The sequence below is a fragment of the Enterobacter sp. HNDS-6 genome (genome assembly GCF_039850505.1).
GTDB classification, from domain to species: Bacteria; Pseudomonadota; Gammaproteobacteria; order Enterobacterales; family Enterobacteriaceae; genus Enterobacter; species Enterobacter kobei.
The window spans coordinates 3324063-3342690 of sequence record NZ_CP156673.1; the positions used below are offsets into that span (position 1 = coordinate 3324063).

At 54.5% G+C, this 18628-nt stretch carries 15 protein-coding genes; 14 read left to right on the plus strand and 1 reads right to left on the minus strand.

The window, feature by feature from the left end; all coding sequences use genetic code 11:
- Positions 1-32: 32 nt before the first annotated feature.
- From sucA to sucD, 4 genes are all read left to right on the plus strand, one after another.
- Positions 33-2840 (plus strand): 2-oxoglutarate dehydrogenase E1 component, encoded by a 2808-nt coding sequence (sucA, locus tag ABFI50_RS15545; protein ID WP_014883038.1) that lies wholly within the window; start codon positions 33-35, stop codon positions 2838-2840.
- Between the two features lie 14 nt (positions 2841-2854).
- A complete protein-coding gene (gene odhB / locus ABFI50_RS15550; RefSeq protein WP_014883039.1) occupies positions 2855-4078 on the plus strand; it encodes a 2-oxoglutarate dehydrogenase complex dihydrolipoyllysine-residue succinyltransferase in 1224 nt (407 codons plus the stop codon).
- An 83-nt stretch (positions 4079-4161) separates the two neighbouring features.
- The gene (sucC, locus tag ABFI50_RS15555; RefSeq protein WP_006809579.1) at positions 4162-5328 is read left to right on the plus strand and encodes an ADP-forming succinate--CoA ligase subunit beta; all 1167 of its coding nucleotides are present in this window, start codon (positions 4162-4164) and stop codon (positions 5326-5328) included.
- Positions 5328-6197 (plus strand): succinate--CoA ligase subunit alpha, encoded by an 870-nt coding sequence (gene sucD, locus ABFI50_RS15560; protein ID WP_008501094.1) that lies wholly within the window; start codon positions 5328-5330, stop codon positions 6195-6197. Before sucC ends, sucD begins: the two co-directional genes overlap by 1 nt.
- Positions 6198-6280: 83 nt before the next feature.
- On the opposite strand, the gene ABFI50_RS15565 is transcribed toward sucD, so the two are convergent.
- Positions 6281-6997, minus strand: a complete 717-nt coding sequence (locus tag ABFI50_RS15565; protein ID WP_014883040.1) for a GntR family transcriptional regulator — start codon at positions 6995-6997, stop codon at positions 6281-6283.
- Between the two features lie 171 nt (positions 6998-7168).
- On the opposite strand from ABFI50_RS15565, the gene mngA reads away from it, so the two are divergent.
- From mngA to tolA, 10 genes are all read left to right on the plus strand, one after another.
- Complete coding sequence (gene mngA / locus ABFI50_RS15570) at positions 7169-9085, plus strand: PTS 2-O-a-mannosyl-D-glycerate transporter subunit IIABC (RefSeq protein ID WP_117580642.1); 1917 nt, start codon at positions 7169-7171, stop codon at positions 9083-9085.
- 23 nt (positions 9086-9108) lie between these two features.
- Positions 9109-11739, plus strand: coding sequence for a mannosylglycerate hydrolase (gene mngB / locus ABFI50_RS15575; RefSeq protein ID WP_347484460.1), 2631 nt, complete (start codon positions 9109-9111; stop codon positions 11737-11739).
- Between the two features lie 671 nt (positions 11740-12410).
- Positions 12411-13979 carry a cytochrome ubiquinol oxidase subunit I gene (gene cydA, locus ABFI50_RS15580; protein ID WP_014883043.1) on the plus strand — a complete coding sequence of 523 codons (1569 nt, stop codon included), beginning with the start codon at positions 12411-12413 and terminating at the stop codon, positions 13977-13979.
- Between the two features lie 15 nt (positions 13980-13994).
- The gene (cydB, locus tag ABFI50_RS15585) at positions 13995-15134 is read left to right on the plus strand and encodes a cytochrome d ubiquinol oxidase subunit II (protein WP_023332425.1); all 1140 of its coding nucleotides are present in this window, start codon (positions 13995-13997) and stop codon (positions 15132-15134) included.
- A gap of 14 nt (positions 15135-15148) precedes the next feature.
- Entirely contained in the window at positions 15149-15262 is a 114-nt protein-coding gene (gene cydX, locus ABFI50_RS15590; protein WP_003858598.1) for a cytochrome bd-I oxidase subunit CydX, read from the plus strand.
- Positions 15262-15552 (plus strand): cyd operon protein YbgE, encoded by a 291-nt coding sequence (gene ybgE, locus ABFI50_RS15595; RefSeq protein WP_010428735.1) that lies wholly within the window; start codon positions 15262-15264, stop codon positions 15550-15552. Before cydX ends, ybgE begins: the two co-directional genes overlap by 1 nt.
- Before the next feature lie 148 nt (positions 15553-15700).
- On the plus strand, positions 15701-16105 hold the full coding sequence (ybgC, locus tag ABFI50_RS15600) for a tol-pal system-associated acyl-CoA thioesterase (protein WP_003858593.1): 405 nt from the start codon (positions 15701-15703) through the stop codon (positions 16103-16105).
- Entirely contained in the window at positions 16102-16794 is a 693-nt protein-coding gene (tolQ, locus tag ABFI50_RS15605; protein WP_008501101.1) for a Tol-Pal system protein TolQ, read from the plus strand. Before ybgC ends, tolQ begins: the two co-directional genes overlap by 4 nt.
- A 3-nt stretch (positions 16795-16797) precedes the next feature.
- Positions 16798-17226: a colicin uptake protein TolR gene (gene tolR, locus ABFI50_RS15610; protein WP_003858589.1), complete on the plus strand. Its 429-nt coding sequence runs from the start codon at positions 16798-16800 to the stop codon at positions 17224-17226.
- 28 nt (positions 17227-17254) lie between these two features.
- A complete protein-coding gene (tolA, locus tag ABFI50_RS15615; RefSeq protein ID WP_014883046.1) occupies positions 17255-18523 on the plus strand; it encodes a cell envelope integrity protein TolA in 1269 nt (422 codons plus the stop codon).
- Positions 18524-18628: the final 105 nt, after the last annotated feature.

Consider the following 18628-nt stretch of genomic DNA (forward strand, 5'->3'; position numbering starts at 1 on the left):
AAAGTAAGCATAAAAATGCTTAAGGGATCACGATGCAGAACGGCGCAATGAAAGCCTGGCTGGACTCTTCTTTCCTTTCTGGTGCGAACCAGAGCTGGATTGAACAGCTCTATGAAGACTTCTTAACCGATCCTGACTCAGTGGACGCAAACTGGCGTTCCATGTTCCAGCAGTTGCCTGGCACAGGGGTCAAACCGGATCAATTCCATTCCAAAACACGTGATTATTTCCGTCGTCTGGCGAAGGATGCCTCACGTTACTCTTCTGCGATTTCCGACCCTGACACCAATGCGAAGCAGGTTAAAGTCCTGCAGCTTATCAACGCTTATCGCTTCCGTGGTCACCAGCATGCGAATCTCGATCCGCTGGGACTGTGGCAGCAAGAACGTGTGGCCGATCTCGATCCGGCGTATCACGATCTGACCGAGGCCGATTTCCAGGAAAGCTTTAACGTAGGTTCTTTTGCCATCGGCAAAGACACGATGAAGCTGGGCGAACTTATTGATGCGCTCAAGCAAACCTACTGCGGCTCCATCGGCGCGGAATACATGCACATTACCTCTACCGAAGAGAAACGCTGGATCCAGCAGCGCATCGAATCCGTAGCGGGCCATGCGAATTTCTCAGCAGACGAGAAAAAACGTTTCCTTGGCGAACTGACTGCAGCAGAGGGCCTTGAGCGCTATCTGGGCGCGAAATTCCCGGGCGCAAAACGCTTCTCGCTGGAAGGCGGCGACGCGCTGGTGCCGATGCTGAAAGAGCTGATTCGTCATGCAGGCAAGAGCGGTACCCGTGAAGTGGTACTGGGCATGGCGCACCGTGGTCGTCTGAACGTCCTGGTCAACGTGCTGGGTAAAAAACCGCAGGACCTGTTCGACGAATTTGCGGGCAAACATAAAGAGCACCTCGGCACCGGCGACGTGAAGTACCACATGGGCTTCTCGTCTGATATCGAAACCGAAGGCGGTCTGGTTCACCTGGCGCTGGCGTTTAACCCGTCACACCTGGAGATCGTCAGCCCGGTGGTTATCGGTTCCGTGCGTGCGCGTCTGGATCGTCTGGACGAGCCAAGCAGCAACAAAGTGCTGCCAATCACCATTCACGGTGATGCGGCGGTAACCGGGCAGGGCGTGGTTCAGGAAACCCTGAACATGTCGAAAGCGCGTGGTTATGAAGTGGGCGGTACTGTTCGCATCGTGATCAACAACCAGGTGGGCTTCACCACCTCTAACCCGCTGGATGCCCGCTCTACACCATACTGTACCGACATCGGTAAAATGGTTCAGGCGCCGATCTTCCACGTGAACGCGGACGATCCGGAAGCTGTCGCTTTCGTTACCCGTCTGGCGCTGGACTTCCGTAATACCTTCAAACGCGATGTGTTCATTGACCTCTTCTGCTACCGCCGTCACGGCCACAACGAAGCGGATGAGCCAAGTGCAACCCAGCCGCTGATGTATCAGAAAATCAAAAAACACCCGACGCCACGCAAAATCTATGCTGACAAGCTGGAAAGCGAAAAAGTGGCGACGCTGGAAGATGCGACCGAACTGGTCAACCTCTACCGCGATGCGCTGGATGCGGGTGAATGCGTAGTGAAAGAGCTGCGTCCGATGAACATGCACTCCTTTACCTGGTCGCCGTACCTCAACCACGAGTGGGATGAGAGCTACCCGAACAAGGTTGAGATGAAGCGTCTGCAGGAGCTGGCTAAACGCATCAGCACCGTACCAGACGCTATCGAGATGCAGTCTCGCGTGGCGAAAATCTATGCTGACCGTCAGTCCATGGCAGCAGGTGAGAAGCTGTTTGACTGGGGTGGCGCGGAAACGCTGGCTTATGCAACGCTGGTTGACGAAGGCATTCCCGTGCGTCTGTCCGGCGAAGATGCGGGCCGTGGCACCTTCTTCCACCGTCACGCGGTGGTTCACAATCAGTCTAACGGTTCAACCTATACCCCACTGCAGCACGTCCACAACGGTCAGGGCCAGTTCAAGGTCTGGGACTCCGTACTGTCTGAAGAAGCGGTACTGGCCTTCGAATACGGCTACGCCACCGCTGAACCACGCACCCTGACCATCTGGGAAGCGCAGTTCGGTGACTTCGCGAACGGTGCGCAGGTCGTTATCGACCAGTTCATCTCCTCCGGCGAGCAGAAGTGGGGCCGCATGTGTGGTCTGGTCATGCTGCTGCCGCACGGTTATGAAGGCCAGGGTCCGGAGCACTCCTCCGCGCGTCTGGAACGCTATCTGCAACTTTGCGCTGAGCAGAACATGCAGGTTTGCGTGCCGTCCACTCCGGCTCAGGTCTACCACATGCTGCGTCGTCAGGCACTGCGCGGTATGCGCCGTCCGCTGGTGGTCATGTCTCCGAAATCCCTGCTGCGCCATCCGCTGGCGGTATCCAGCCTGGATGAGCTGGCAAACGGCACCTTCCTGCCAGCCATCGGTGAGATTGACGAGCTGGATCCGCAGGCCGTGAAGCGTGTGGTGATGTGTTCTGGTAAGGTTTATTACGACCTGCTGGAACAGCGCCGTAAGAACGATCAGAAAGATGTCGCCATCGTGCGTATCGAACAGCTTTATCCGTTCCCGCATCAGGCGATGCAGGAAGTGCTGAAACCTTACGCTCACGTTCATGATTTTGTCTGGTGCCAGGAAGAGCCGCTTAACCAGGGCGCATGGTACTGCAGCCAGCATCATTTCCGTGAAGTGATTCCATTTGGGTCCGCTCTGCGTTACGCAGGTCGCCCGGCCTCCGCCTCTCCGGCGGTAGGGTATATGTCCGTTCACCAGAAGCAGCAACAAGATCTGGTCAATGACGCGCTGAACGTCGATTAATTAAAGGATACATAATGAGTAGCGTAGATATTCTTGTTCCCGACCTGCCTGAATCTGTAGCAGATGCGACCGTCGCTACCTGGCACAAAAAACCAGGCGATGCCGTTAAGCGCGATGAAGTGCTGGTAGAAATCGAAACTGACAAAGTGGTACTGGAAGTACCGGCTTCGGCGGATGGCGTACTGGACGCGGTGCTGGAAGATGAAGGTACGACCGTCACCTCTCGTCAGATCCTGGGTCGCCTGCGTGAAGGCAACAGCGCGGGTAAAGAGTCCAGCGCCAAGTCTGAAGAGAAAGCCTCTACGCCGGCTCAGCGCCAGCAGGCTTCTCTGGAAGAACAGTCTAACGACGCCCTCAGCCCGGCGATCCGTCGCCTGCTGGCTGAACATAGCCTTGACCCGGCTGCCATCAAAGGCACCGGTGTGGGTGGCCGTCTGACGCGTGAAGACATCGACAAGCACCTGGCGAAAGCACCTGCTCAGGCAGAAGCGAAAGCCCCTGCGGCAGCGCCAGCAGCAGCTCAGCCTGCTCTGGGTGCCCGCAGCGAAAAACGCGTCCCAATGACGCGCCTGCGTAAGCGCGTGGCCGAGCGTCTGCTGGAAGCGAAAAACTCCACCGCGATGCTGACCACCTTCAACGAAGTGAACATGAAGCCAATCATGGACCTGCGTAAGCAGTACGGTGACGCGTTTGAAAAACGTCACGGTATCCGTCTGGGCTTTATGTCCTTCTACGTGAAGGCTGTCGTTGAAGCGCTGAAACGCTACCCGGAAGTGAACGCGTCCATCGATGGCGATGACGTGGTTTACCACAACTATTTCGACGTCAGCATGGCGGTTTCTACCCCACGTGGTCTGGTCACCCCGGTTCTGCGTGATGTGGATACCCTGGGTATGGCTGACATCGAGAAAAATATCAAAGAGCTGGCTGTTAAAGGCCGCGACGGCAAGCTGACCGTAGACGACCTGACCGGCGGTAACTTCACCATTACCAACGGCGGCGTATTCGGCTCGCTGATGTCTACCCCGATCATTAACCCGCCGCAGAGCGCGATCCTGGGTATGCATGCCATTAAAGATCGTCCGATGGCGGTAGACGGTAAAGTTGAGATCCTGCCAATGATGTACCTGGCGCTCTCTTACGATCACCGCCTGATCGACGGCCGCGAGTCCGTGGGCTTCCTGGTTGCCATTAAAGAGCTGCTGGAAGATCCAACGCGTCTGCTGCTGGACGTCTAGTTTTGCAGTCTTGCCCGGCGGCGTATGGCTGCCGGGCCACTAAAAGCACTACCTAACGATTACCTGAAGGATGGATAGAACACATGAACTTACATGAATATCAGGCCAAACAGCTGTTTGCCCGGTATGGCTTACCGGCTCCGGTGGGTTATGCCTGTACTACCCCGCGTGAAGCAGAAGAAGCCGCATCTAAAATCGGTTCCGGCCCGTGGGTAGTTAAATGTCAGGTTCACGCTGGTGGCCGTGGTAAAGCGGGCGGTGTGAAGGTTGTTAAGAGCAAAGAAGAGATTCGTGCGTTTGCTGAACATTGGCTCGGCAAACGTCTGGTGACCTACCAGACAGATGCGAACGGCCAGCCGGTTAACCAGATCCTGGTTGAAGCAGCGACCGATATCGCTAAAGAGCTGTACCTGGGCGCGGTTGTTGACCGTAGCTCCCGTCGCGTGGTGTTCATGGCGTCTACCGAAGGCGGCGTGGAAATCGAAAAAGTGGCGGAAGAAACGCCACATCTGATCCACAAAGTGGCGATCGATCCGCTGGCAGGCCCAATGCCTTACCAGGGTCGCGAGCTGGCGTTCAAACTGGGTCTGGAAGGCAAGCTGGTTCAGCAGTTCACCAAGATCTTCATGGGTCTGGCGACTATCTTCCTGGAGCGCGACCTGGCGCTGATCGAGATCAACCCGCTGGTGATCACCACCCAGGGCGATCTGATCTGCCTCGACGGCAAACTGGGCGCTGACGGCAACGCGCTGTTCCGCCAGCCGGATCTGCGCGAAATGCGCGACCAGTCTCAGGAAGACCCGCGTGAAGCACAGGCTGCACAGTGGGAGCTGAACTACGTGGCGCTGGACGGCAACATCGGCTGTATGGTCAACGGTGCGGGCCTGGCAATGGGCACCATGGACATCGTTAAGCTGCACGGTGGTGAGCCAGCGAACTTCCTCGACGTGGGCGGTGGCGCAACCAAAGAGCGCGTGACCGAAGCGTTCAAAATCATCCTCTCTGACGACAATGTTAAAGCGGTTCTGGTTAACATCTTCGGCGGCATCGTTCGTTGCGACCTGATCGCCGACGGTATCATTGGTGCGGTAGAAGAAGTGGGTGTTAACGTTCCGGTGGTTGTACGTCTGGAAGGTAACAACGCTGAACTCGGCGCGAAAAAACTGGCTGACAGCGGCCTGAATATTATTGCAGCGAAAAGTCTGACGGATGCAGCTCAGCAGGTTGTTGCCGCAGTGGAGGGGAAATAATGTCAGTTTTAATTAATAAAGATACCAAGGTTATCTGCCAGGGCTTCACCGGTAGCCAGGGGACTTTCCACTCCGAACAGGCGATTGCCTACGGCACGCAGATGGTTGGCGGCGTCACGCCAGGTAAAGGTGGCACCACGCACCTGGGCCTGCCGGTGTTCAACACCGTGCGTGAAGCCGTAGAAGCGACGGGCGCAACCGCGACCGTTATCTACGTTCCGGCACCGTTCTGCAAAGACTCCATTCTGGAAGCGATCGATGCGGGCATCAAACTGATCATCACCATCACTGAAGGTATCCCGACGCTGGATATGCTGACCGTGAAAGTGAAGCTGGATGAAGCTGGCGTGCGCATGATCGGCCCGAACTGCCCGGGTGTTATCACGCCAGGCGAATGCAAAATCGGCATCATGCCGGGTCACATCCACAAGCCGGGCAAAGTGGGCATCGTGTCCCGTTCCGGTACCCTGACCTATGAAGCCGTTAAGCAGACCACCGATTACGGCTTCGGCCAGTCCACCTGTGTGGGCATCGGCGGTGACCCGATCCCGGGCTCTAACTTCATCGACATCCTGAAACTGTTCCAGGAAGATCCACAGACCGAAGCGATCGTGATGATTGGTGAGATCGGTGGTAGCGCGGAAGAAGAAGCGGCTGCTTACATCAAAGAACACGTGACCAAGCCGGTTGTCGGTTACATCGCGGGTGTGACCGCGCCGAAAGGCAAGCGTATGGGTCACGCAGGGGCGATCATCGCCGGTGGTAAAGGTACGGCTGACGAGAAATTCGCAGCGCTCGAAGCCGCAGGCGTGAAAACCGTTCGCAGCCTGGCGGATATCGGCGAAGCACTGAAATCCATCATTAAGTAAGTCCTCTCTGCTCCCCGACAGGGGAGCGTTGAAGTAAAAAAATGTCCGTTTCGACATGGTTGGCCGCTGAAAAGCGGCCTTTTTTATTGCCTGCGTTTGGCAACGAGCGTGAACTTGTAATCGTCGGTATTGAAGACGTTGCGACTGTATTCAAATACCCGTCCGTCCTTCAGGAAACCGCGGGAGGCTTTTTCCAGGATCGGTTTGGCCGGATCGAGCGCCAGCGCGGCGATCGCCTCCTCTGATGGCATGATCGGCACCAGCTCCTGCTCGCTGCGATCGATAACCATCTTTTTGATCTGCTCGACGTAGTGGTATTTCGAATTTTCCATCACGTCCCAGGTGAGGTCGGGGAACATTGCCAGCGGCATCCATGTCTCTTCCAGGTTAACCGGCTTCTGCTTGATGAAGCGTACGCGCTTCACGTGCCAGACTTTATCCTCCGGATTGATGGCCAGCGTTGCCGCAAGCCGCTCATCGGCTTTCACCACTTCAAAAATTTTAACATCACTGTGCGTATCGACGTTTCGGTCCGCCAGCTTTTCGTAAAAACCGGTGAGCTGGTAGATATCGTAATTTACGCGTTCCTCTTTTACATAAGAGCCGCTGCCCTGAATGCTTTCGATAATCTGCTCATCAGCCAGCAGTTTCAGGGCCTGCCGGACGGTGACACGGCTAACGCTGAACGTCTCCTGAAGGCTGGACTCCGTCGGGAGCGCGTCACCGGGTTTTAACTCCCCGGCGTTAATTTTCTCGCGAAACGCATCGGCTATCTGCCGGTACATCGGTTTATTACCCATTTGATTGCGCCTGCTTAATACCTTTTCAGGGAATTATGCATTCAACTGATGATTTGTAAATAATACAAATAAAATACAAATTGGCTTATTAGTGAAAGTGATCACATACATGTATTATAAGATCTGCCAGAATCCATCCCAGACAATAACGATCTAAATGTGAGGATCACTATGAACCTGACGACCCTGACCGATCCGCGTGCAGTTTGCGTTCAGGCGCGGTTTTCCTGCCGGGATGAGGCAATCCGTCAGCTTGCGACACGTCTGGTGGCGCTGGGCAAAATCGCTGATGCCGATGCTTTTCTTAAAGAAGTTTTCCATCGGGAATCGCTTGGCCCCACCGCCCTGGGCGAAGGGCTGGCGGTGCCCCACGGAAAATCAGCCGTCGTGAGAGAAGCGGCCTTCGCCGTGGCAACGCTGCGCGAACCGCTGGAGTGGGAAGGCGTGGACGGACCGGAAGAGGTTGAGCTGATTTTTCTTCTCGCCATTCCTCCTGCCGAAGCGGGGTCGACACATATTCAGGTACTGACGGAACTGACGTCTCGCCTAGCGGATGACGATCTCCGGGCGCGCGTGATGGCAGCCACCACGGCGGAAGATGTGCTTGCTGCCCTGGAAGCGACCCCTGAAGCGCAAGAGGCCGCCGTTGCGGTGAATGCCCCGACGATCGTTTGCGTTACCGCCTGTCCGGCTGGAATTGCGCATACCTATATGGCTGCGGAATACCTGGAAAAAGCGGGACGCAGGCTGGGCGTCAACGTGGTGGTCGAAAAGCAGGGGGCGAACGGCATTGAGGGGCGCATCACTGCGCAGCAGTTGAAGGAGGCGAAAGCATGCATTTTTGCCGCAGACGTGGCGATCAAAGAGCGTGAGCGTTTTCAGGGGATCCCCGCGATTTCCGTCCCCGTTGCGGAGCCCCTGCGCCATGCTGAAGCGCTAATTGAGCGCGCGCTGGCGCTACGGCCTTCATCCGATGCGGGTCATGAGTATGTCGATACCGAAACGAAAACGGGCGTAAAAAGTGAGCTCAAACAGGCGCTCCTCAGCGGGATCTCCTTTGCGGTGCCGCTGATCGTCGCTGGCGGTACGGTGCTGGCCGTGTCGGTACTGCTGGCGCAAATCCTGGGCTTGCAGCACTTGTTCGACCAGGAAAACTCGTGGCTGTGGATGTACCGCAAGCTTGGCGGCGGCATGCTCGGAATTTTGATGGTTCCCGTTCTGGCCGCGTATACCGCTTACTCGCTGGCGGATAAACCCGCGCTGACACCGGGATTTGCTGCCGGTCTTGCTGCCAATATGATCGGCTCCGGTTTTCTGGGGGCTATCGTGGGCGGCCTGATCGCGGGTTACCTGATGCGCTGGGTGAAAAATCACATCCGCCTGAGTAGCCGCTATAACGGCTTTTTAACCTTTTATCTCTATCCGGTCATTGGCGTGCTGGGGGCGGGTAGCCTGATGCTGTTTGTGATCGGCGAACCGGTGGCCTGGCTTAATAACACGCTCACCGTCTGGCTTAATGGTCTGTCCGGTGCGAATGCGCTGCTCCTGGGGGCGATCCTCGGCTTTATGTGTTCATTTGATTTGGGCGGGCCGGTCAACAAAGCCTCTTACGCGTTTTGCCTGGGCGCGATGGCGAACGGCGTATACGGTCCCTATGCCATCTTTGCCTCCGTCAAAATGGTCTCGGCCTTTACCGTGACGGCGTCAACGATGCTGGCTCCGGGACTGTTTAAACCGTTTGAAATTGAAACCGGTAAATCAACGTGGCTGCTCGGACTCGCGGGCATTACCGAAGGGGCGATTCCGATGGCGATAGAAGATCCCCTTCGCGTCATTGGCTCCTTTGTGCTCGGCTCCATGGTAACCGGCGCGATTGTTGGGGCGATGGGGATCGGGCTGTCTACCCCGGGGGCGGGTATTTTCTCTCTCTTTTTACTTCACGACGCAGGGCTGACCGGTGTGGTTGCCGCGGCGGGCTGGTTTGGCGCGGCGCTGCTGGGGGCCGCTATCTCCACGTTTATTCTGCTGCTCTGGCGACGCCAGGCGGTAAAAAAGGGCAACTACGTCACTGAAGACGCCATACGGTAAAAACTCACACACAGGAAACGAAGATGAAAGCTGTATCTCGCGTTCATATCACACCGCATATGCACTGGGACCGTGAGTGGTATTTCACCACCGAAGAGTCACGTATTCTTCTGGTCAATAATATGGAAGAGATCCTGACCCGCCTGGAGCAGGATGACGAGTATAAATATTACGTCCTTGATGGGCAGACGGCGGTGCTGGAGGATTATTTTGCCGTCGTGCCTGAAAACCGCGCGCGCGTGAAGGCCCTTGTCGAGCGCGGAAAACTGATTATTGGCCCCTGGTATACCCAGACTGATACCACCCTCGTCAGCGGCGAGTCGATCGTCCGCAACCTTATGTATGGCATTCGCGACTGTATGGCGTTCGGCGAGCCGATGAAAATCGGCTATCTGCCGGATTCATTTGGTATGTCCGGTCAGCTTCCGCATATTTATAACGGGTTTGGCATAACGCGGACCATGTTCTGGCGCGGCTGCTCGGAACGACACGGAACCGATAAAACGGAATTTCTCTGGCAGAGCCAGGACGGCAGCGAAGTGACGGCACAGGTACTGCCGCTGGGCTACGCGATTGGTAAGTACTTACCGGAGGACGAAGCGGGGCTGCGAAAGCGGCTCGACAGCTATCTCGAGGTGCTGGAAAGCGCCTCCGTCACCAAAGAGATTTTGCTGCCCAACGGTCACGATCAGATGCCGCTGCAGCAGAATATTTTTGCAGTAATGGACAAGCTGCGAGAAATCTATCCCCAGCGTCAGTTTGTGATGAGTCGGTTCGAAGAGGTATTTGACCACATCGATGCGCACCGCGATGAACTGGCGACGGTAAAAGGGGAGTTTATCGACGGGAAATACATGCGCGTTCACCGGACAATCGGCTCTACGCGCATGGACATCAAAATCGCCCATGCGCGTATTGAGAACAAAATTGTCAATATCCTCGAGCCGCTGGCGACCCTTGCCTGGACGCTGGGCTTCGATTACCACCACGGTCTGCTGGAGAAAATGTGGAAAGAGATCCTCAAAAACCACGCTCACGACAGCATCGGTTGCTGCTGCAGCGACAAAGTGCATCGTGAGATTGTCTCCCGCTTCGAACTGGCTGAAGACATGGCAGACAACCTGGTGCGTTTCTATATGCGCAAGATTGTCGACAACATGCCGCAAAGCGATGCCGATAAGCTGGTGATGTTCAACCTGATGCCCTGGCCGCGTGAAGAGGTGATGAACACCACCATCCGACTGCGTGCCAGCCAGTTCCGTCTGCGGGATGATAAAGGCAATGAGATTCCGTATTTCATTCGCAGCGCACGCGAACTCGACCCCGGTCTCATCGACCGACAGATTGTCCATTACGGCAATTACGAACCGTTTATGGAGTTTGATATTCAGCTCAGCCAGATACTGCCGTCGATGGGGTACCGTACGTTGTTTATCGAACCGAACGTGGCCGGGAAGCAGCACGCAGCGGTGAAAAACACAGAATCCTTACTTGAAAATGCGTTCTGGCAGGTTGATTTCAATGAAGACGGCACGCTGCGCCTGCGTGACAAAGAAACCGGGCTGATTTATGACCGCGTACTGGAAATCGAAGAGAGTTCGGATGATGGCGATGAGTACGACTACTCGCCTGCCCGGGAAGAGTGGAGGCTCACTTCAGCACAGGGCGAGCATAAGGTTGAGGTGACGCATGAAGGCTGGCAGAGCAGGGCGGTGATCCGTCATCGGATCGCTGTTCCGGCTAATCTGGCCGAACGCACGGCGCGCCAGAGGAACGGTTCTCTCAGCGCTGAGTGTGAAATCACGCTTAGCCACAACAGCAGACGCATTGATGTGGCGGTTCGTCTGGACAATCAGGCTGACGACCACCGCGTTCGCGTGCTGATCCCAACGCCGTTTACAACTCAGGAGGTATTAGCGGATACGCAGTTTGGTACGGTCACGCGTGCTGCGCAGGATCCCGCCATGCAAAACTGGCAGGAGGAGGGCTGGAAAGAAGCGCCGGTTCCCGTCTGGAACTTACTCAATTACGCCGTCCTGCAGGAGAAACGAAACGGGCTGGCGCTGTTCACCGAGGGACTGCGCGAATTTGAAGTGGTGGGCGAGGATAAAAAAGCCTTTGCCGTAACCTTGTTGCGTGGCGTGGGGCTACTCGGCAAAGAAGATTTGCTGTTGCGTCCCGGCAGACCATCAGGGATCAAACTGCCCGTTCCTGACTCCCAGGTTCGGGGCGCGTTAAGCTGTCGCTTTAGTCTCTTCAGTTTCAGCGGTACGCCGGAAAATGCGGGTGTCGCGCAGCAGTCTAAATCGTGGTTAACGCCCGTACAGTGCTACAACAAAATTCCCTGGGATGCCATGAAACTGAACCCCGCACCGTTTACCACGCCGGAAAGTTACAGTTTGTTAGCGCTTTCGCCAACGGGATGTGTGCTCAGTGCTCTCAAAAAGGCGGAAGATCGTGATGAGCTTATTCTTCGTCTGTTTAACCCGTCAGCGTCCAGCGCATGTGACGCGACGTTATCTGTGAATCCGACGGTGAAACGGTGCTGCGAAACGGACATGAATGAACAGGTGTTAGCGCAGCATGAAGGCGAGGGCATTGCAGGGGTATTCAGGCCTGGACAGTCACGCACCTTTAGCGTGCTTGTCGGCTGAAAACAGTGATAAAAGGCTGCAGCATTAGCGGCCTTTTTTCATTGAATAATCACACCGTGGTGTTAACTTATGGGGTGAGAAAGGTAAATTAAATGTAATTTCTAAGGGTTGCAGAAAAGCAATGGAAAAATAATCTGGCTCGACTACGCTTTATTGTTGGTCGCGCTTGAAAAGGACAATTTCTCTCGCGTTAATAAAAATCACTTCTGTTTATATTTTTTCCTTCTTCGATAACCTATCACATCCTTGCATGTACATATCTTTAACATGGTTTTTACCATTCTCACCGCGATTAAACATGATTAACATTGCTGCTGGTTTTTGATTTAAATCAATGTTTAATCCTTGGAAAAAGGCGTTGAAAAGCGCTAAATTGTTCCCGATCAAAATGGCCGAAAAGTGGTAATTTTGCTATAAATTGATCGCCGTCGAAAAACGTAAATGTGATTCAATAAAAACCTGTTTATTGTAAGGGTTTTGCAGCGTATTATATTTGCGGGATCAATTTGAGTTTTTTATTAACCTATTTGTAACCTGACGTCATCGTTTTTATCCTTCTTCAGGGTAATAACGACGACCAGGATGCGAATAATTTGTATTGGGGCATGCGTGTGGATCTCTTCTGACGGGGTTCACTCTCGGAGTCTTCATGCGATGAGCAAGGAGTCATAATGTTAGACGTAGTCGAACTGTCGCGCTTACAGTTTGCCTTGACCGCGATGTACCACTTCCTGTTTGTGCCGCTGACGCTCGGTATGGCGTTCCTGCTGGCCATTATGGAAACGGTTTACGTCCTCTCCGGCAAACAGATTTATAAAGATATGACCAAGTTCTGGGGCAAGTTGTTTGGTATCAACTTCGCACTGGGCGTGGCCACCGGTCTGACCATGGAGTTCCAGTTCGGGACTAACTGGTCATATTATTCCCACTATGTAGGGGACATCTTCGGTGCGCCGCTGGCCATTGAAGGTCTGATGGCCTTCTTCCTCGAATCCACCTTTGTAGGTCTGTTCTTCTTCGGCTGGGACCGTCTGGGTAAAGTCCAGCATATGGCCGTCACCTGGCTGGTGGCATTAGGTTCGAACCTGTCCGCGCTGTGGATCCTGGTGGCGAACGGCTGGATGCAGAACCCCATCGCGTCTGATTTCAACTTCGAGACCATGCGTATGGAGATGGTCAGCTTTGCCGAGCTGGTCCTGAACCCGGTTGCACAGGTGAAATTCGTTCACACCGTGGCTTCTGGTTACGTGTGCGGCGCGATGTTCATTCTGGGCATCAGCTCTTACTACATGCTGCGCGGTCGTGACTTCGCCTTTGCTAAGCGCTCCTTTGCTATCGCTGCAAGCTTCGGTATGGCTGCCATCCTCTCTGTTATCGTTCTGGGTGATGAATCCGGTTACGAAATGGGTGACGTGCAGAAAACCAAACTGGCTGCAATCGAAGCTGAATGGGAAACTCAACCCGCGCCTGCTGCCTTTACGCTGTTCGGTATTCCCGATCAGGACGCGCAGGAAAACCGCTTCGCGATTCAGATCCCTTACGCGCTGGGTATCATCGCCACCCGTTCTGTTGATAAGCAGGTCACTGGTCTGAAAGAGCTGATGGTTCAGCACGAAGAGCGTATCCGTAACGGTATGAAAGCCTACTCGCTGCTGGAACAGCTGCGTGCCGGTTCGACCGATCAGGCGGTACGTGACCAGTTCAACGACGTGAAGAAAGATCTGGGTTACGGTCTGCTGCTGAAACGCTATACCCCGAACGTTTCTGATGCGACGGAAGCGCAGATCCAGATGGCGACCAAAGACTCGATTCCGCGTGTTGCGCCACTGTACTTCGCATTCCGTATCATGGTGGGCTGCGGCATCATCATGCTGCTGATCATTGCGGCTTCCTTCTGGTCCGTCATTCGTAACCGCATCGGCGAGAAAAAATGGCTGCTGCGCACGGCGCTGTACGGTATTCCACTGCCGTGGATCGCTATCGAATCCGGCTGGTTTGTTGCGGAGTATGGCCGTCAGCCATGGGCCATTGGTGAGGTACTGCCAACGGCGGTAGCGAACTCTTCCCTGACTGCAGGCGACCTGATCTTCTCCATGCTGCTGATTTGCGGTCTGTACACCCTGTTCCTGGTGGCTGAACTGTTCCTGATGTTCAAGTTCGCGCGCCTTGGCCCAAGCAGCCTGAAAACCGGTCGCTATCACTACGAGCAGTCCACTGCGACTACTCAGCCGGCACGCTAAGACAGGAGTCATCAAATGATCGATTATGAAGTATTGCGTTTTATCTGGTGGCTGCTGATTGGCGTTCTGCTGATCGGTTTCGCTGTCACCGATGGTTTCGACATGGGGGTGGGGATGCTCACTCGTTTCCTCGGTCGTAATGACACCGAGCGTCGAATCATGATCAACTCCATCGCCCCGCACTGGGACGGTAACCAGGTGTGGCTGATCACCGCAGGCGGCGCGCTGTTTGCTGCCTGGCCGATGGTCTACGCGGCTGCGTTCTCCGGCTTCTATGTGGCGATGATTCTGGTGCTGGCCTCTTTATTCTTCCGTCCGGTCGGTTTCGACTACCGTTCCAAGATTGAAGACACCCGCTGGCGCAACATGTGGGACTGGGGCATCTTCATTGGTAGCTTCGTTCCACCGCTGGTGATCGGCGTGGCGTTCGGTAACCTGTTGCAGGGTGTACCGTTCCACCTGGACGAATACATGCGTCTTTACTACACCGGTAACTTCTTCCAGTTGCTGAATCCGTTTGGTCTGCTGGCGGGTGTGGTGAGCGTGGCGATGATCATCACGCAGGGCGCAACATACCTGCAGATGCGTACTGTGGGTGAACTGCACCTGCGTTCCCGTGCGACGGCTCAGGTTGCTGCACTGGTGACGCTGGTTTGCTTCGCACTGGCAGGCGTATGGGTGGTGTACGGTATTGATGGTTATGTCGTGACGTCTGCGATCAACCATACGGCACCGTCTAACCCGCTGACCAAAGAAGTGACGCGTCAGGCTGGCGCATGGCTGGTGAACTTCAATAACATGCCTGCACTGTGGGCAATCCCGGCTCTGGGTGTACTGCTGCCGCTGCTGACCATGCTGACGTCTCGTCTGGAGAAAGGCGCGCTGGCGTTCCTGTTCTCCTCGCTGACCCTGGCGTGCATCATCCTGACGGCGGGTATTGCCATGTTCCCATTCGTCATGCCATCCAGCACCATGCTGAATGCTAGCCTGACCATGTGGGATGCAACCTCCAGCCATATGACGCTGAACTTAATGACTTACGTTGCTTGCGTGTTCGTTCCGATTGTTCTGGCTTACACCATCTGGTGTTACTGGAAAATGTTCGGTCGTATCACCAAAGAACATATCGAAAGCAACACCCACTCTATGTACTAAGTAAGGAGCTGAATATGTGGTATTTCGCATGGATTTTAGGGACGCTTCTTGCCTGTGCTTTTGGTGTCATCACCGCCCTGGCGCTTGAGCATGTTGAAGCGACGAAAGCGGGTGAAGAAAAACACTGATGAACATTATCGCGACGCTTTACGCGGTAATGGATAAGCGCCCGTTACGGGCGCTTTCTTTAGTGATGGCATTACTGCTGGCAGGCTGCATCTTCTGGGACCCGTCGCGTTTCGCGGCAAAAACCAGCGAACTGGAAATCTGGCATGGCTTCCTCATTATGTGGGCAGTGTGTGCTGGGGTGATCCACGGCGTGGGCTTTCGTCCGAAAGCGGTACACTGGCAGGGCATTTTCTGCCCGCTGATTGCCGATCTGGTTCTCCTCGCCGGTTTGATTTTCTTCTTCTTCTGAATAAGAAATGTCCTATAACGATATGGGCTTACCCGAGCCCATAAAAATTTACTCTCCGTTTACTTTCTCCCATTCCAAACCATCTTTCCCGCGCGTATAGTAGCGAAGTTTGAAAGCTCCAACTTTTCTTGTATTACTGGGATGTAAAGTGAATACAACGCTGTTTCGATGGCCGGTTCGTGTCTATTACGAAGATACCGATGCCGGTGGTGTGGTTTACCACGCCAGCTACGTTGCTTTTTATGAACGGGCACGCACAGAGATGCTGCGCCATCATCACTTTAGTCAACAGGTGCTGTTGGCTGAGCGAGTTGCCTTCGTGGTACGCAAGATGACGCTTGAGTATTTTGCGCCTGCCAGACTCGACGACATGCTCGAAGTCCAAACTGAAATTACATCAATGCGCGGGACCTCACTGGTTTTCACGCAGCGGATAGTCAACGCAGAGAACACCGTACTGAACTCAGCTGAAGTACTGATTGTTTGTGTTGATCCAACCATAATGAAGCCTCGTGCGCTTCCTAAGTCTATTGTCGCGGAGTTTAAGCAGTGACTGACATGAATATCCTTGATTTGTTCCTGAAGGCAAGCCTTCTGGTTAAACTTATCATGTTGATTTTGATTGGTTTTTCAATCGCATCCTGGGCCATCATCATCCAGAGAACGCGTATCCTCAATGCTGCTGGCCGTGAAGCGGAAGCGTTTGAAGATAAGTTCTGGTCGGGTATTGAGCTTTCTCGCCTGTATCAGGAGAGCCAGGGGCGCCGTGAAAACCTGACCGGCTCCGAACAAATTTTCTATAGCGGCTTCAAAGAGTTTGCTCGCCTGCATCGCGCAAATAACCATGCGCCGGAAGCGGTTGTGGAAGGCGCTTCTCGTGCGATGCGTATCTCCATGAACCGTGAGCTGGAAAATCTTGAAACGCACATTCCTTTCCTCGGTACTGTCGGCTCCATCAGCCCGTATATCGGCCTGTTTGGTACAGTATGGGGGATCATGCACGCCTTTATCGCGCTGGGTGCGGTGAAGCAGGCGACGTTGCAGATGGTTGCACCCGGTATCGCTGAAGCACTGATTGCGACCGCTATCGGTCTGTTTGCGGCAATCCCGGCGGTAATGGCTTACAACCGCCTGAACCAGCGCGTGAACAAACTGGAACTGAACTACGACAACTTTATGGAAGAGTTCACTGCGATTCTGCACCGTCAGGCGTTTACCAGCACCGAGAGCAACAAGGGGTAAACCATGGCCAGATCGCGTGGACGAGGTCGTCGCGAGCTCAAGTCCGAAATCAATATCGTTCCACTGCTGGACGTCCTGTTGGTACTGCTGCTGATCTTCATGGCAACAGCGCCAATCATAACCCAGAGCGTGGAGGTGGATCTGCCGGATGCGACAGAATCACAGGCGGTGAGCACCAATGACGATCCTCCGGTCATCATTGAAGTTTCCGGCGTAGGGCAGTACAGCGTGGTGGTAGAAAAAGATCGTATGGATCAGCTTCCACCGGAGCAGGTGATAGCTGAGGCGCAGCGTCGCCTGGAGTCAAATCCGAAAACGGTCTTCTTAATCGGTGGCGCGAAAGACGTACCCTACGATGAAATTATTAAAGCGCTGAACTTGCTACATAGTGCGGGTGTTAAGTCAGTTGGCTTAATGACTCAACCTATTTGATCATCCGCGTAGTTTTTGGGAACCGATAGTGTCAAAGGCAACCGAACAGAACGACAAGCTTAAGCGAGCGATAATCGTCTCCGCAGTGCTGCACGTGATTCTTTTTGCAGCGCTGATCTGGAGTTCGTTCGATGAGCATATTGATGCATCAGGCGGCGGTGGAGGGTCTTCCATCGATGCCGTTATGGTGGATCCCGGTGCGGTAGTGCAAAACTATAATCGCCAACAGCAGCAGAAGGCGAGTGCAAAACGGGCTGAAGAACAGCGTGAAAAACAGGCGCAACAGCAAGCGGAAGAGCTGCGTGAAAAGCAGGCCGCGGAGCAGGAACGTCTGAAGCAGCTTGAGAAAGAACGTTTGCAGGCGCAGGAAGCGGCGAAAGAGCAGGCGGAACAGCAAAAGCAAGCTGAAGAGGCCGCGAAAAAAGCGCAGGAGCAGCAAAAGCAGGCGGAAGAAGCGGCCGCTAAAGCCGCAGCGGATGCCAAAGCGAAGGCTGATGCCCAGGCAAAATTAGCGGCTGAAGCAGCGAAGAAAGCGGCTGCCGATGCCCAGAAAAAAGCTGAAGCCGAAGCCGCGAAGAAAGCCGCTGCTGATGCTCAGAAGAAAGCCGAAGCCGAAGCGGCGAAGAAAGCGGCTGCTGACGCTCAGAAGAAAGCTGAAGCCGAAGCGGCGAAGAAAGCCGCTCAGGAAGCAGAGAAGAAAGCAGCGGCTGACGCTGCGAAGAAAGCGGCAGCTGCCGAGAAGGCCGCGGCTGAAAAAGCGGCTGCGGCTGAAAAAGCTGCAGCAGATAAAAAAGCGGCTGCCGAGAAAGCTGCAGCAGATAAAAAAGCGGCTGCCGATAAGAAAGCTGCGGCTGAAAAAGCCGCTGCCAAAAAGGCCGCTGCAGATAAAGCGGCTGCGGCTGCCGGCGTCGACGATTTACTGGGCGACCTGAGTTCAGGTAAGAACGCACCAAAAGCGGGTGGCGGGGCGAAAGGGAACGGTCAGCCGTCTAAAGACAGCGGGACCTCCGGCGCCAACGGCGGGGCAACGGGTGCAGATATCAGCGCTTATGCGAAGCAGATTCAGGTGGCGATCCAAAGCCGTCTGTTTGATGCGGGCCTGTATCAGGGCAAACAGTGCGTGCTGCATATCAATCTTGCCCCAGATGGACGGTTGAAAAGCGTCACTTCTGAAGGGGGCGATCCTGCGCTTTGCCAGGCAGCGTTAGCTGCAGCAAGATCGGCGAACATTCCTAAACCGCCGAGTGAGGCTGTTTACGATAAGATAAAAGATGCCAAACTAGACTTTAAGCTGTGATCGTCTTTCCTTTGGGAAGTATAGAAAACCGACTATTGTCATAGCCAGGATCGTGTAGTTTTGTCTATTTGAGTTTGTTAACATTCTGCTAAATTATCGTGGGTA